Genomic DNA, 15049 nt, shown 5'->3' on the forward strand with positions numbered 1-15049 from the left:
CCCGTCAAATTAGCTTTAAACTCGCCCAATATTTTGTTGCCGATAATCCACCCAAAAGTCTAATCGATAAGCTCTCTAAACGCTTTATTGCCACCGATGGTGATATTAAATTAGTACTGGTTACCTTGTTTGATAGTCCAGAATTTTGGAATATTAAATATTACGATAAGAAGTTTAAAACACCATATCAATATGCAATCTCATCGATTCGATCGACTGGGATGGATGTTAATAATGTTAAGCCCTTAAATGATTTTCTCAGACAATTAGGGATGTCGATTTATGGCTGTCCGACACCTAATGGTTATAAAAATACGCAAGAAGCTTGGCTGAACGCTGATAGCATGACGCGCCGAATTAATTATGCGACTAATTTAGCTAATGGTAAATTACCAATTTCTGCATCGATAACTACGGCTGCTAATACTTTACCAACTAACCAAATGGTGAAGATCGATCCGGTTGCTTTAGCTACTACTTTAGGCAATAACTTTTCGATTCGCACTCAGCAAGCACTCTCGTCGAGCAGCCCTGAAATTCGTTCGGCATTAATCTTGGGTAGTCCAGAATTCATGAGCAAGTAAGTTAATTTATGCTACCGCTGAAAACGCCCTCGATTGAAATCGTGGCTAATGGTGCAAAGTCCGCCTACGCGGACTAAAAAATTCAGTCCACGTAGCGAAAAGTGCGTTCTTGGGGTCTCCCCAAGTAAAGCACCTTTTCAAGAGAGGCGGACTTCGCAACACCAGCAGCGGTTTCAACCGCTGAAACCAGCAGAAACCGACTGAAATTAATTATTAATTATTATTTTTGTCCACCCCATTTTATGAATCGTCGTCAATTTCTAATTCAATCGAGCTTATTCTCGGCATCATCCCTAATTAGTATCGGCACTCATGGCTGGGCGGCGCGGAGTATTGCTGCTGTAAATCCCAATCCGCACCGCTTAATTGTTGTGTTCTTACGAGGTGCGATCGATGGATTGAGTGTAGTCATACCTTATCTCGAGCCTACATATTATACCGATCGTCCGAAAATTGCCATCCCCCAACCCGGACAACCTAACGGCGTGCTAGATCTCGACGGTAAATTTGGCTTACATCCAGCCCTATCGCCGCTGATTCCCTTATGGCAACAAAAAAGCCTCGCATTCGTTCATGCGTGCGGATCTAATGATGAAACAAGATCGCATTTTGACGCTCAAGATTATCTTGAAAGTGGTACCCCCGGCATTAAATCCACCCGCGATGGTTGGATGAATCGACTATTAGGCATCATTTCAGATAAAAACCCGATTCAAGCAGTCAGCGTCGGTGCGACTACGCCGCGCATTTTACTTGGCAACAGAGCCGTCGCCAATCTCGCATCGGGGCGCAATGCAGGCAATCGCCAGCAAATCGACAAACCCCAAGTCGCCAGTGCTTTCGATCGATTGTATGGCAATAATGACGCGATCGGACGCACTTATCGCGAGGGAAGACTCGCACGCACCGAACTACTCAAAGATCTCGAAGCCGAGATGAAGATGGCAAATAACGGCGCGACTTTGCCTAACGGCTTTCCTGGCGATGCCCAAAGATTAGCCCGCCTGATGGCACGAGATCCGCGCATCCAGATGTCTTTTCTGGCTGTGGGTGGTTGGGATACTCACATCAACCAAGGCGCAAGCCAGGGGCAACTAGCCCGCAATCTGGAGCAATTAGGTAAGGGGTTAATCGCCCTGCAAACCGGATTAGGCGCGGCTTATCAAAATACCACCATCGTGGTAATGTCCGAATTCGGGCGGACGATTAAGGAAAATGGCAATGGTGGCACCGACCACGGACATGGTAACGTGATGTGGTTGCTCGGCGGTGGCATTCGCGGTGGGACTGTTTATGGAAAGTGGGCGGGTTTAGAGCCATCCCAACGAGATCGAGGGCGAGATTTAGCCGTGACGACAGATTTTCGCGATGTGTTAGGGACGGTATTAACTCGACGGTTAGCTGTAGATGCCAGTAAGTTACAGGAGGTATTTCCAGGCTATCAGCCGCAAGTGATGGATTTAATTTAGTTAGATTTGTTCTAAGACAGGGAATACTTCAATTAAGTTTCCTAATTTGTTCATATGTCTGTTGAATTTCAAGATGAATATGCTGATGCGCTGGATAATTTAGTTCCAGCGTTACAAGACTCATATGAGAGAATGAAGCAACAATACTCTCCCGGTTATAAATTTGATTATTCTCAAGCAGTTGCTAATCGACTCCGCGCTTTCTACGCTACACAATTAGGAATCAAAAAAATTCTCGACAAGAAGTTTGCTCAAGCAGGATCGGATTTTTTCGTAGAAACAATTCTTTTCTTTCTAATATTATTTAACGATCTAAATGGTCTAGAATTAGAAATCAAATCAGAACAGACAATTCAGCCTAAGCGAAATGCGCTCCGTCCCGACATAACAATTTGGCGTGGTTTGGATCTACTTGCAGTTATTGAATGCAAAACACAACTTGGTTGGCATCGTCATGACTGGAAATCTCATTTTGAGAGCCGAGAAGAAAAAATAAAAGAAGTTTTTCCTAATGCAAAAATATTTCTTGTTGTGATGACTAGTTGCAATTGGTCGGGGTTTGGGGAAGATGAAAGAGTTGGCAAACAGTTATTCTGTTTATTAAAAGACATTTGGCCAACAAGCTTATCTAAGTGCCGCGACCCGGAAATATTTGACACTCGCATCGAATATCTATTTGAAGAAATTAATGTGTTATCTCACAAATAATACAAAAATAAGACGCGATCGAATATCTCTGTCCTCGCATACAATAGGATTGTGGCAGCAGTGAGATTAGAGCGATATGACTAATTTACAAATTCAAGCCGAATCGGTATCGATGACAGTAGATATCTCGTCATTACTAACATTACCCCAGGTGAGTGACGAGCAATTTTATGAATTATGCCATCACAATCCTACCCTCCGCATCGAACGTAATGCCAATGGCGAAGTAATCTTTATGCCTCCAGCTTTTTCAGATACCGGGAATCGTAACTTTAAAGTTGCGGTGCAATTAGGAATTTGGGCAGAGCAGAATGGTAAGGGGGAGGGCTTTGATTCGAGCGCAGGGTTTACATTACCTAATGGAGCGATGCGCGCTCCTGATGCAGCGTGGATTAAACTAGATCGATGGAATGCATTAACAGATGCTCAAAAAGCCTCGTTTGCGCCGATATGTCCAGATTTTGTGATTGAACTCCGTTCTGCTAGCGATAGCCTCAAAAGTTTGCAGACAAAAATGCAGGAATATATCGAAAATGGCGCGAGTTTAGGATTATTAATCGACCGCAAAAATCGGACGGTTTATTGTTATCGTGCTAATGGTTCTGTCGCCGTATTAAAAGATCCAGATGCTGTCAGTTGTGAACCAGAATTACCAGGCTTTCAACTCCAAATGGCAAAAATATGGTAGAAACAATTTAGTTATTGCCCCTACCGGATTTTTAATTCATCGATTCTAAATAGTCTCGCACGCGGTTGCGGCGTTTGGGTTGGCGGAGTTTTTGGAGAGCTTTAGATTCAATTTGGCGGACTCGTTCGCGGGATAATTCTAATACTCGTCCGATATCAGCCAAAGAATGAGCCTGATTGTATCCTAATCCAAACCGGAGACAAATTACTTCTCGCTCTCGATCGGTTAAATCTGCTAGTAGTTGCACGAGTTCGCCTTGGAGCGATTCGCGCATCATCATTTGTTCGGGCGTTACTTCATCGGCTTCGAGCAGATCTCCCAATTCAGTATCCCGATCTTTACCGACCTTGACATCTAATGATACCGATCGCGGGACGCGCATTAACACTTCTTGCAATTGTACCAACGTCATATCCAACGCCTTCGCGACATCTTCGAGCCGTGGGGGTCTCCCCATCGTGAGGCTCAATTCGCGTTGAACTTTTTTGATTTTATTGAGTTTTTCGGTAATATGGACGGGCAGGCGGATATTCCGACTTTGGGTAGCGATGGCGCGGGTGATTCCTTGACGAATCCACCAGTAAGCATAGGTACTAAATCGATAGCCTTTTGTCGGATCGAATTTATCGACAGCACGTTCTAAACCCATCGTGCCTTCTTGAATTAAATCTAGCAGTTCCAAGCCACGATTTTGGTATTTTTTGGCAACGGAAACCACCAGCCGGAGATTGGCTTCGATCATGTGCTCTTTAGCGCGGGTACCAGCCGACTGGAGGGCATCGATTTCGGCAACGGAGATATTTGCGAGTTCTGCCCATCTTTGCTTGCCAGCGGCTAATCTGGGCTTGAGTTCTGCCAGCGAAATTCCGGCGGTACTCGCCCACCGTTCGAGAGAGGGACGATGCCCCAATTGGGCTGTCAACCGATCGTGAATGTCGATCGATTCGACGTAATGTAAAATAGTTACATCATCACTCTTACCTAACCTAACTTGTTCGGCGGCAGCATTTCGCAACTCTAATAATTGCACGTAACGTTGTACGACTTTAGCTTCAGAGATTTCTTCATCCCGCATTAGCAGCCGAACTTTGCCAATTTCTTGCAGATATATCCGAACTAAATCTTTGCTGTAATAAATATTCTTAGCCGCAGCCGGAACCATCGTGCTATCGAGATCTTCTTCTTCCTCGTCAAATAATTCTGGCACAGACGATCTCAAACTCTCTTCGTCCATGTCTATGCCGCCCAGATCCAGCTCTGAGGCTGATTCATCATATTCTACTGATTTATACAAGGATTTACTCGGCATAGACTCTTATGGGGTTGCTCGACAAAATTTGAGATGTGAAAAGTTGAGATTCTACTGTTGTCGGTAAAATTTTTAGTCGATCGAGATAACTCTGTGACCGATATGCCTATCATTCCCACCTTTGGCTCTAGATCCCTCATTTCGAGACGAGGTTCTTAGAAACATTTGCCAATTGCCTGGGTGCGTGCTAGCTATCTCGCGCTACTCACACACAAAAAAGACACAGACATTGGTTGTCTGTGCCGCTAGCAATCGCACTTGTGCAATTGCTTCCTTCCCACCCAAGAATATAGACGATTGCGATCGGTGATGTCGATAGTCTATCGTCCGATTAACTCTAGAGATCTAATCTATAGACAAGATCCAAGTACCGACATAGCGCGCGACTGGAAATTCCGCACTACTTTTTACCTGACAAGTAAAGTAATACATGCCGCCACCGTCAGGATTTTGGACGTTGTTAAGTACAACATTAATATCTCCCTTGGTTTTGATCCTTTTGGCGAGATTGATTTCGAGGGTTTGACTTTCTCGATTCCATTCTACCGATTGAACGGGAATCGCTTTATCGCCAACGAAGACTTCTACCGCTTTGTCGTCAAATTTACCTTTGTAATAATTGGGGTAAGTAATTTGAATTTGCGCTGCACCCAAACGGTTGATTTTTGAGCCAGGAATTGTGAGCCGATAACGATCTGTCGTATTACGGTTGCCAGAATCTAGACGATAACTAAGCTGATTTGACGGATCGACACCACTGAACAATGTAAATCCTGGTAAGCTATCGGCTTTAGTGGCTGTGGGGGCAACTGCAACCAGGCAGCCAGCTACAACGAGGATCGGTAATAATTTCTGTAGGCTCTGAATATTCAACATCTCTACTCTCCGCTAAATCTGACACTGTGAGTGTGTTCTCTAAATTTACTATTAATTTAAGATTAATTAACCAATCTTTAGTAATTTTAGTCAAACAGTGAGATGATTATACGATGTGGTTGAATTGTGCGGATCGTTCGCGATCGGCTCAATCGTAGATTTGCAGCGTTATCGAGCCAGTATTTACATTACTGTTCGCGATCGCCGAATAATTCAGTAAGTTAGCTGATGTAATCGAAATCGTCACCATCGTAAGATGTCGATATTTTAACCTGATGTTACACCCGCGATTCTCACGTCCAGCAGAGGCAAAGCAGGGAACAAATTAGCCTAGTTGCTTGCATAAAAATAATCGTTCGGGGCGATGCCACGGCACGATCGACCATACTGTTTCCATAGCGACAATCTGGTATCCTAGCTTCTCATACAATTTACGACCGCGATCGTTGTTGCCCATGACGTGCAGATAAAGCTCGGTGTAGCCCCAAGCCTGAGTGAGTCGTTCGCAGTCGAGCAATAAATCTCGTGCTACTCCTTGCCGCCGAAAATCGCGACTGACAGCTAAATTAGAGATGTATACGTAGCGATGGGGCGTTGGCTGACGGTAATTGGTAATCCGCGTGCCAACTTCGATCGTGCCGATGACCTGAGATTTTCCAAGATCGGTATACATGGCGATCGAGCAAACTTGCTGCTGAGTTTTGCCATGACTAGATCCAGAGATGTTGCTGCGGAGGCGATGGCGTAGATCTTCAGCAATTCCGAGCTTAAATAAAGGCGTAAACCACCCCATCCAGCCGCGATCGAAATGAAAACTACGAGTAATAATATCTGCGACGCAATGTATTTCTTCCTCTCGCACAGCTCGAATCTCAACCTGATGGAGATCGAGAACGGGCGACTGAGCGATATTTGCGATATTTGCGGTCATGTCTAAATTATTCACAAGTTGCGCTGAGTCCCGATCGTTGGCGCAGCATACCGTTAGGTAATCGCCATATCGAGCTACTCGACTCACGATTTTATTAATCGAGATCCCAACTATTTAGATTAGTAGTGAGTCGATCTACAATTAGAACTGACCAGCTCAGAAGACTCATACATCATCATAACCCATTTAGCCGATCGTGCAGGCGATCGAAGTAATCCTTTGGCATCTCCACCAGACTCGCAAAAATCCAGAGTAGATGGCGCATATCCTAGCAAACCACCCATTGTATTGGTGGAAACTGCTTTTTTGGCTAGTGCGACTAGTTTACTGTGGTTGTTAAGTTATTATTTGCCCAGCATACCCGTATTTAAAATCTTTTTCCCGATCCCGATCGCGTTAATCTATTTACGCTGGGGCAATCGGGCTGGCTGGATGACGGCATTAGTTTCTGGTTTATTATTATCGGTATTAATGGGGCCAGCACGCAGTATATCGTTTGTCATTCCTTACGGGCTAATCGGCGTACAATTGGGGGCGTGTTGGCGGCGACGTGCAAACTGGCTGACATCGATTTCTTTGGGGGCATTACTAGAATGCCTGGGGGTATTCTTTCGGTTTTGGCTGACTTCGCTGTTGTTGGGCGAAGATTTGTGGTTGTATACAATGGCAAGGATTCGCGATTTGTGCGAGTGGGTGTTCGTGCAGTTGGGCATTCTCGCTGAACCGAGTTTATTAGTCATTCAAATCGTGACGATCTTCTTAATTTTAGTCAGTAATTTTCTCTACTTGTTTGTCGTTCATTTAGTCGCGCTATTAATGTTCGAGCGGCTCGGCAATCCCATCCCTAGACCACCAGCATGGGTAGATACTTTATTGGATCTCTAGGTTTTAGGTTTTAGGTTTTAGGTTTTAGGTTTTAGGCATAATTGCATTTCTTACTCCTTACTTCTTACTTCTCATAATATGCATATGGTGGCTACTAAATACATGTATTTGTATGGAGCTGGCGGACACTCAAAAGTCATCACGGACATTCTTAACAGCCTAGACATCGAAGTTATTGGCATGTTTGATGACAACCCGCCTGATGCTAGATTCAAAGGCATGGAGATCCGCGATGGCATCCGTTTATTGGGTGAAGGTTTCCCTAAATTAGATGCGCCGTTAATTATCAGCGTTGGTAATAATTCCCGGAGAGCGGAACTAGCTGGCTTAATCGATGCCAATTATGGAACGGCAATCCACGGTACGGCAATTATTTCGGCTAAAGCGAAAATTGGCGTTGGTACAGTGGTATTGCAAGGTGCGATCGTCCAAGCTGGCGCGGAAGTCGGGGCGCACGTTTTGGTTAATACCGCTGCTAATATCGATCACGATAATGTAATCGGCGATTACGCACACGTCTCGCCACATGCAACTTTGTGCGGTCATGTCAAAGTCGGTGAGGGCACGCATATCGGGGCTGGCGCGGTGGTTATCCCTAGCATCAATATCGGTCGCTGGTGTACTGTGGGCGCAGGTGCCGTAGTGATTAGAGATGTGCCGGATTACGCCACTGTTGTGGGCAATCCTGCTAGGGTAATTAAATTTCGAGAACCGCCATTGAATCTGTAATTTATTTGACAATTGCGGCGAGATCGATCGTCAAAATACGTAGCCATGCCGAATGAAGATCGCGATCTGTAGTTCGAGATTGCCAATTTAGTGACAATTATTTCAAGATCGGCTAAGATTGGTTCGATCGCCTGAAAGCTTTAGCAATTAAAGGTTCGATCGCCAATTAGTCGTCTGATTCGATTTAGCAAGTATTTCGCCTCAAACCGCGATACAGACAAGAGAAAGTGGCGGTGGAACCGAATTCAAAGGCAACACAACTAAATTCAATTGTAGCACAAAACATACTGCTACGAAGATCGATGATTTAGCGGATATCAATTCATCATCTAAAAGGGTACGATTATGACTGTTGAGATTTGACTTTCCGCCACAGTAGCCCCATCAACTAAAAAAATTGACACGATCGTCACAGATAGGTCGAGTCTTTCAAAAATAGCAAGCTAATTGCTAGAATCTAGATCGAGTAAAGATTCAAAAATAACTTTAAATTTCAAGATAAATTATATAAATGCCGATCGTGCAAACTTCTAGTTCAACCTTGCAACCTGACTCCCAAGCCACTCGGTTCCAATCGGGAAAATGCTATGATTTGGCAATTATTGGAGCTGGAATTTCATCGGCATATACACTAATTCACTATCTGTTATTACTAGAGCAACAATTCGCGGAAAGCAAAAACCAGTTGCAACCAAAAAAAATCGTCGTCACTGAAAAATCCTGTGAATTTTGGACGGGAATTCCTTACGGAAGCCGATCGGGCAAAACAGCATTATTAATTTCACCACTGATCGAATTTATTCCTCAACGAGCAGAACGCGAACATTTTGTCGATTGGCTGAATGCCAATCGCGAGTGGTTATTCGATCCGCAAGTATACAGTCGCGGCGAACTTTCGCACAAATGGTTACAAGCAAATACCGTAGATATGGATCGAAATAGTTGGGATAACTTATTTATTCCCCGACACGTATTTGGATTGTATCTTCAGCAACGAGTTGTGGAGCTGATCGAACTGGCAGTTAGCAAAGGATCGATCGAAATAGATCTGATTAATGCCGATGTTTGGGATGTGCAACGCGATCGAGATCTGTATCGAGTAGACTTTACAACAACTGAAGGCGATACTTATTTTACAACCGAAAAACTAGTCTTAGCGATCGGGAGTCCGCCAAATGTCGCTTTTGCCAAGCCTGTTAACGATCGGGAAACAGATGTTTGCTACATCGATAATATGTACGAGCCATCCTTAGATGCTAATCTCGATCGAATTTGTAAATCTTTAGAGCGGCAAACCGACAGACAAGTATTAATTGTCGGCTCGAATGCTGGTACGCTAGATACACTCTACAGTATCAATAATTCTAAAATTGCTACCGATTTAATCGAAAAATTTATCATTCTCTCGCCAAATGCCGCCTTTCCCCATCGCATCAGTCGCGAAGTTCCAGCCCTCTACTATACGCCCCAACATTTAGTTAAATTAGTGGAGTCAGAAACTTTTACAGCAAAACAAATATTTGAAGCAGTACGAGCTGATGTCGCTGATGCTACTGCGGCAAATATTAATATCTCGGATATTCATGGCGATATATCTAAGGCGACAATGCAGGGATTAAATCGGCTTAGTGCTGAAGAACAAGCGCAGTTTGTCTTTACATATGCTGTCGAGATTGGTAAATTACAACGGCGTGCTGGTGGTGAATATTTAGATGTAGTTGGCAATTCGATCGATCGCGACAAGCTAGCATTTATCAAGGGTAAGTTTGTCAACTCTACTGTAAGCGAACCGGGCAACTTAACCTGTGAATACATCGATGGTGACGATCGTCAACAGAAAACAATTAACTCACCAATTGGTGTAATTATCAACTGTGCTGGTTTCCAAGATGTCACCAAATCGTCATCACTGTTAATTCAAAATCTAATCCGGCGAGAAATCTGTATTTCCAATCAATCTCAGCGCGGATTTGTCATCAATAAAAACTTTGAAGCTAGCAAAAACTGTTATGTAATGGGGCCGCTGGTTGCCGGAAATATCGATGGTAATTTTAGAATATGGCACGCCGAAAGTTGTCAGCGGATTATTGGTTTATCTCAACACTTAGCCTCGGTATTAATGCCACCTGCGCCAGAGGCTGATGTCGATGCGCCCAGTTTCCTGGTAAATGCTGCCTAAAATCGATCGTGAATATTCTAAGCCGACTCTTGCCAATGCGATCGAAATCTAAGTTAGACTCGATCGCACAGATGCAGATCGGTAAGAGCATCTGCCGTGGAGAATCGATCGATGCAATCTGGTAGTGAAATTATAATTATCGGTGGTGGAGTCATTGGTTTGGCTACCGCGATCGAATTGCGTCTGCTCGGCGCGGAAGTGACAATTTTGTGTAAGGAGGTCAACGCTGCCGCAGGTAGAGCCGCAGCGGGCATGTTGGCACCGCAGGCAGAACGGATTCCCGCTGGAGCGATGCTCGATTTATGCTTGAAGAGTCGATCGTTATATCCCGAATGGATTCGTAAAATTGAAGCGATATCTGGGGTAGATGCAGGATATTGGCAATGCGGAATTTTAGCACCCTATTATAATGCCAGCGCGCCCGGTGAAGACTGGTTGGATGCTCGATCGATCCAGCAACATCAATCTGGGCTGAGTGAATCGGTAGTCGGCGGTTATTGGTATCCCGCCGATGGGCAAGTAGATAACCGTGCTTTAATGCGATCGCTGACGATCGCCAGTCAAACTCTGGGGATCCAATTTCAGGATGGGGTCGAAGTAACTACCATCCATCGTCAAAATGGACGAGTAACCCATCTCACCACCAATTGCGGCGAAATGTCCGCACAGCATTATATCCTCGCCACGGGTGCTTGGTCGCAACAACTCCAATCTATTCCCACCGTCCCCAGAAAAGGGCAAATGCTATCGGTATCGGTTCCGCCTGCGCCAACCGCCGATTTACCCCTCCAACAAGTACTATTCGGCGAAGAAATTTACATCGTTCCGCGTCGCGATGGCAAAATTATCATCGGTGCGACAACCGAAGATGTCGGCTTTGAAGCTTGCAATACCCTCAAGGGTGTCAAACAATTAATAATAAATGCGATCCGGTTATTTCCACCGCTCCAAGCTTGCGCCCTCCATGAAACCTGGTGGGGATTTCGCCCAGCCACACCAGATGAAATGCCCATTCTCGGTACCAGCGCAGATGCCAATTTAACTTTAGCCACCGGACATTATCGCAACGGGATTTTACTAACACCAATTACGGCTCGCTTAATTGCCGATCTCGTCTGGCATCAACGAGCCGATAATTTACTAGCCGCCTTTAGCTGGCAACGGTTTGAGCCTGTTTGATTTTTAAAAACCATATTTTATTGAGTAGGCTTTTGTTCGATTAATTTATCGAAAGATCGGCTTTGAAATCTTGTACCCGTTGATAGTGAAGGGTAGTTGATGTCTTGGAGTCTTCGTGTAATGCTCGATCGATTACTATGGCTAAAGGTGCTGGTAGATCGGGATTGCGATCGCGAATCGGAATGACATCGCGTTCTAATAACACCTCCCAGCCTTCGCCCTTGCCAAACTTGCGGGGATACTGGTTTGTCAGCATATCCCTCTTTTATCACTCTCAGAACAGTAAAATCGTTCGCGATTATCATAATGGTTTCTAGATCGACAAATTCCTTCGCGATGCCAAAGTCAATCAAAACCGCTTCGCCCCGATCCTAGCGCAGCATAATATTATGCGGTTTGACATCGCGGTGAAAAAATTTTTGCTGATGGACACAATCTAGAGCTTGGGCGATTCGATCGATATAGCGCAGTGCTTCTGCTTCGTTGAGCCGCCCATTGGCAATGATATAGTCAGCCAAATCTTGCCCAGGGATATATTCCATCACCAAGCCCCACAAATCCCCAATTTGAATCGGCTCGTGGACTTTGACGATGTGGGGATGATTGAATTTTGTGAGCGTGAAGCCCTCTTTGACGAAATTTTCTTGCTTCTGTGCAAAATCTGCCTCGCCCTGCTGATTGGCGTTGAGGGTTTTGATGACGATTTGCTGTTTTTTAACGGTGTCTTCAGCCAGATAGGTAATTCCAAAACCGCCTTTTCCCAACTGTTTGAGGATATGGAAGCGATCGTTTTTGATTTTATCCCCTTCTTGCCAGATCTGAATTGCCATTGTTTGTCGTGGGTAGATCGCGGTTGGTATCGATCGCGTATATGTAGTGTACCCAGCCAGCCACTAAAATTAACCTGTGGTTAGATCTGTATCATGTCTTCGATCGGAATCTGGAGCAAACACCACTCGATCGCACACTAATATTAGAGAGTCGCCCAACACCAGCCTATTGCGGATGAGGGTATGTTAGATTTGTTGTATCGCTGGATGCTCCGTCCCGAACGGCTGTAGCACTAACAAAGCCCTTGCAAAATATGACTCCCAAACGTTCGCCAGAAGTTTACCAGTTAGAGCGTGAAATTGCCTCACTTCCAGTTGAGGATAAATTGTGGCTATAGGCGATAGACTCGATAAACAGATTAAGTCCGCACTCAACTAAATAAATACATTCCAGAATTTGACGAAATAATCTGAGCTGACGATTGTGAATTTGCCGCTACTGGATTAAAAAAAGCATCTTTAGTGAGATTGAGTTTTATACATGTAGTTCCGCCCAATGAACTTAGGAGATCGATTGGATATGTTAGCGATCGCCTTTATCAAAAGTTGCTATCTAACTTATCTAGATACATTGGTTTATCCCTAGAAAATAACGAGACTGTAATAACAGCAAATGACTCCTAAAAACTTACCAATAGTTTCCGATCTAGAGTGTGAAATCTCCTCAATTAACTCTAAATTAACTTAACGATCGGAAGATTTACGTCGATCGATTTCGCGTTGGAGTTCTTCAATTTCGCGGCGCAGACGTTCCGATTCATTCGACGATGGCTCGGTGTTGACTGTATCGACACTGACGCGCTGATAATTACCGTTACGAATATTTCGATACTCGCTCGAATTCGTCCACTCCTGAAGATAGTGAATGCGTTCGACGGGAAATGGATGAGAGAGCATTCCATTTACGCCGACATACATCAAAGCTTTATAAATTTGATTCAGTCCATCTTCATCTAAATTACGATATTTTTCCGATTGCTTGATAAATTCATCGAGGCTGCATTCATTAATAAACTTACTACTCCCGCCGGAAATTTTCATCATCGTTGTCATCACCGTGCGGGGGTTATTCATTACTAATAGTGCCGCGCGATCGGATGATAATTCTGCCTTGCGCCGCCATTCATAAAGAGCAACAATCAAGCCATTACTAACAATATTGCCCAACCCAAACGTCATTTCCCCAATGACCGAAGCTGCGTTCATTACCCACATTGCCATTTGAATCAGGATCGTATGTCCGCATTTAATATGTCCTAATTCATGAGCTAAAACAGTTTTGATTTCATCTTCTTCTAGCAGATCTAACAAACCAGTATTGATGACAATATAGGGGTTTTCTTGCCCCATTGCATAACTATTTACCTGAGGATTTTGACTGACAAATAAGATCGGTTCGGGATAGATATCTAGATCGCGCACGCACTCCCGAAACATGCCGTAGATGGTGGCATATTGCCTGGGGCCTGCTTGAATGCTGTTGCCCATCAGGTATACTAGTTGGGGTCGTTCGTAAATAAACTCGACAAATTTACTCGCCACGAGATTAAAACCGGGCACGCTGCGGAGAGCTTGCTCTGCTTGCAGATCGAGTGGATGTCTGAAAGCTTCGCTCGAAATACCTGGATAAGTAGCCATATAGACGCTCAGTTATGGTTGGAAATTATTTGGTAGAGAATGTTGGATTGCGATCCTTATCTCTATTATACTAAAAGAATATCGATCGGTAATAATTGGTATTATATTGTCTTAACTAAGATTGGCAGTCAATCCGATCGAATATGTCTGACTTTGCCAATATTTGCGTCGATCGAACGAGTTGCCAATAATCGCTATGAATCAAAAATTAGTTGACAAGTTATTATCGGATCTTAAAAGTAGCGATTTGAATATTCGCGAACGTGCGACTAGTCAACTCTGGCGGATCTGGTTCTGGCAAAAAGGTAAGATTGCCCTCGAACAGATTGAAGAAAGCGAGAAATCGATCGCTGAAGGTGATGTTGCAGCGGCTACTTCGATCTTAAACGATTTGGTCGTTGCCTTGCCAGATTTTGCCGAAGCGTGGAATCGACGAGCGGTGCTGAAATTTATGACTCAAGATTACGATCGGGCGATCGCTGATTGTGAGATGGTAATTAAGCTCAATCCCGTCCATTTTGGCGCGCTCCACGGTTTAGGATTGTGTCACGCCGCTTTGGGTAATTATTCCGCCGCCATTAGGGCATTTCGCGCCGCACTTGACATTCAACCCCACGCGATCGAAAATCAACGGTTGATTTTAGAATGTACGGCAAGGTTGAGTTAGGGGGGAGATGGGAGATGGGAGTTCGGAGATGGGAGTTCGGAGATGGGAGTTCGGAGATGGGAGGTAATAGTGAGCATTCAATTAGCGAATTGTGACGTTGTTGATTGGATGTATGATTTTTCAGCGTTGCTGAATGTGGGTACGATCTAATTTCCAGCCAGTCCCTGAAATTTACGGTAGGGGCAATTCATGAATTGCCCCTACTGTAAATTTCAGACATCAATTGAGCAACGCCGATTTTCGATTCTTTGCCAACAAACTTATCTCTTATCTCCAAACTCTCAACTCCCAACTCCCATCTGTCTTGAAAAGGTGCTCTACTTGGGGAAACCCCAAGACCGCACTTTTCGCTCCCCCCTCCCATCTCCTCTCAGTTT

The 15049-nt window shown here is 44.4% G+C and carries 16 protein-coding genes; 10 read left to right on the forward strand and 6 right to left on the reverse strand.

Annotated elements, in window-relative coordinates; genetic code table 11:
- The 4 genes from Q0R35_RS09485 to Q0R35_RS09500 form a co-directional block, all read left to right on the forward strand.
- Positions 1–584 (forward strand): DUF1800 family protein (locus Q0R35_RS09485; protein ID WP_295616710.1); only part of this gene is annotated, 584 nt, incomplete at its 5' end.
- Positions 585–826: 242 nt separating this feature from the next.
- Positions 827–2053, forward strand: coding sequence for a DUF1501 domain-containing protein (locus Q0R35_RS09490; protein ID WP_295616713.1), 1227 nt, complete (start codon positions 827–829; stop codon positions 2051–2053).
- 54 nt (positions 2054–2107) lie between these two features.
- A complete protein-coding gene (locus Q0R35_RS09495; RefSeq protein ID WP_295616716.1) occupies positions 2108–2761 on the forward strand; it encodes a DUF2059 domain-containing protein in 654 nt (217 codons plus the stop codon).
- 76 nt (positions 2762–2837) lie between these two features.
- On the forward strand, positions 2838–3449 hold the full coding sequence (locus Q0R35_RS09500) for a Uma2 family endonuclease (protein WP_295616718.1): 612 nt from the start codon (positions 2838–2840) through the stop codon (positions 3447–3449).
- Between the two features lie 31 nt (positions 3450–3480).
- Here the strand turns inward: Q0R35_RS09500 and sigC are convergent, their stop codons facing one another.
- The 3 genes from sigC to Q0R35_RS09515 all read right to left on the reverse strand — a co-directional run bounded on the left by sigC (position 3481) and on the right by Q0R35_RS09515 (position 6565).
- On the reverse strand, positions 3481–4758 hold the full coding sequence (sigC, locus tag Q0R35_RS09505; RefSeq protein WP_295616720.1) for an RNA polymerase sigma factor SigC: 1278 nt from the start codon (positions 4756–4758) through the stop codon (positions 3481–3483).
- A 345-nt stretch (positions 4759–5103) separates the two neighbouring features.
- The gene (locus tag Q0R35_RS09510) at positions 5104–5634 is read right to left on the reverse strand and encodes a DUF2808 domain-containing protein (protein ID WP_295616723.1); all 531 of its coding nucleotides are present in this window, start codon (positions 5632–5634) and stop codon (positions 5104–5106) included.
- Positions 5635–5959: 325 nt separating this feature from the next.
- Positions 5960–6565 (reverse strand): N-acetyltransferase, encoded by a 606-nt coding sequence (locus Q0R35_RS09515; RefSeq protein ID WP_295616727.1) that lies wholly within the window; start codon positions 6563–6565, stop codon positions 5960–5962.
- A 219-nt stretch (positions 6566–6784) separates the two neighbouring features.
- Between Q0R35_RS09515 and Q0R35_RS09520 the strand changes: the two genes are divergently transcribed.
- From Q0R35_RS09520 to thiO, 4 genes are all read left to right on the forward strand, one after another.
- Positions 6785–7450, forward strand: coding sequence for a DUF2232 domain-containing protein (locus Q0R35_RS09520; RefSeq protein WP_295616731.1), 666 nt, complete (start codon positions 6785–6787; stop codon positions 7448–7450).
- Between the two features lie 102 nt (positions 7451–7552).
- Positions 7553–8179, forward strand: coding sequence for an acetyltransferase (locus tag Q0R35_RS09525; protein ID WP_366944857.1), 627 nt, complete (start codon positions 7553–7555; stop codon positions 8177–8179).
- 511 nt (positions 8180–8690) lie between these two features.
- A complete protein-coding gene (locus tag Q0R35_RS09530) occupies positions 8691–10358 on the forward strand; it encodes an FAD/NAD(P)-binding protein (RefSeq protein ID WP_295616737.1) in 1668 nt (555 codons plus the stop codon).
- Between the two features lie 111 nt (positions 10359–10469).
- A complete protein-coding gene (gene thiO, locus Q0R35_RS09535) occupies positions 10470–11537 on the forward strand; it encodes a glycine oxidase ThiO (protein ID WP_295616740.1) in 1068 nt (355 codons plus the stop codon).
- Between the two features lie 40 nt (positions 11538–11577).
- Here the strand turns inward: thiO and Q0R35_RS09540 are convergent, their stop codons facing one another.
- The 3 genes from Q0R35_RS09540 to Q0R35_RS09550 form a co-directional block, all read right to left on the reverse strand.
- Positions 11578–11793 (reverse strand): hypothetical protein, encoded by a 216-nt coding sequence (locus Q0R35_RS09540; protein ID WP_295616743.1) that lies wholly within the window; start codon positions 11791–11793, stop codon positions 11578–11580.
- Positions 11794–11908: 115 nt separating this feature from the next.
- Positions 11909–12367: a serine/threonine-protein kinase gene (locus Q0R35_RS09545; RefSeq protein ID WP_295616746.1), complete on the reverse strand. Its 459-nt coding sequence runs from the start codon at positions 12365–12367 to the stop codon at positions 11909–11911.
- Between the two features lie 684 nt (positions 12368–13051).
- Positions 13052–14005 (reverse strand): M48 family metallopeptidase, encoded by a 954-nt coding sequence (locus Q0R35_RS09550; protein WP_295616749.1) that lies wholly within the window; start codon positions 14003–14005, stop codon positions 13052–13054.
- Between the two features lie 39 nt (positions 14006–14044).
- Between Q0R35_RS09550 and Q0R35_RS09555 the strand changes: the two genes are divergently transcribed.
- Positions 14045–14221, forward strand: coding sequence for a hypothetical protein (locus tag Q0R35_RS09555; protein ID WP_295616752.1), 177 nt, complete (start codon positions 14045–14047; stop codon positions 14219–14221).
- Positions 14202–14672 carry a tetratricopeptide repeat protein gene (locus Q0R35_RS09560; protein WP_295616756.1) on the forward strand — a complete coding sequence of 157 codons (471 nt, stop codon included), beginning with the start codon at positions 14202–14204 and terminating at the stop codon, positions 14670–14672. The genes Q0R35_RS09555 and Q0R35_RS09560 overlap by 20 nt, the downstream gene beginning before the upstream one ends.
- Positions 14673–15049: the final 377 nt, after the last annotated feature.

It is taken from the genome of Chamaesiphon sp. GL140_3_metabinner_50 (genome assembly GCF_025361915.1).
Taxonomy (GTDB): Bacteria; Cyanobacteriota; Cyanobacteriia; order Cyanobacteriales; family Chamaesiphonaceae; genus Chamaesiphon.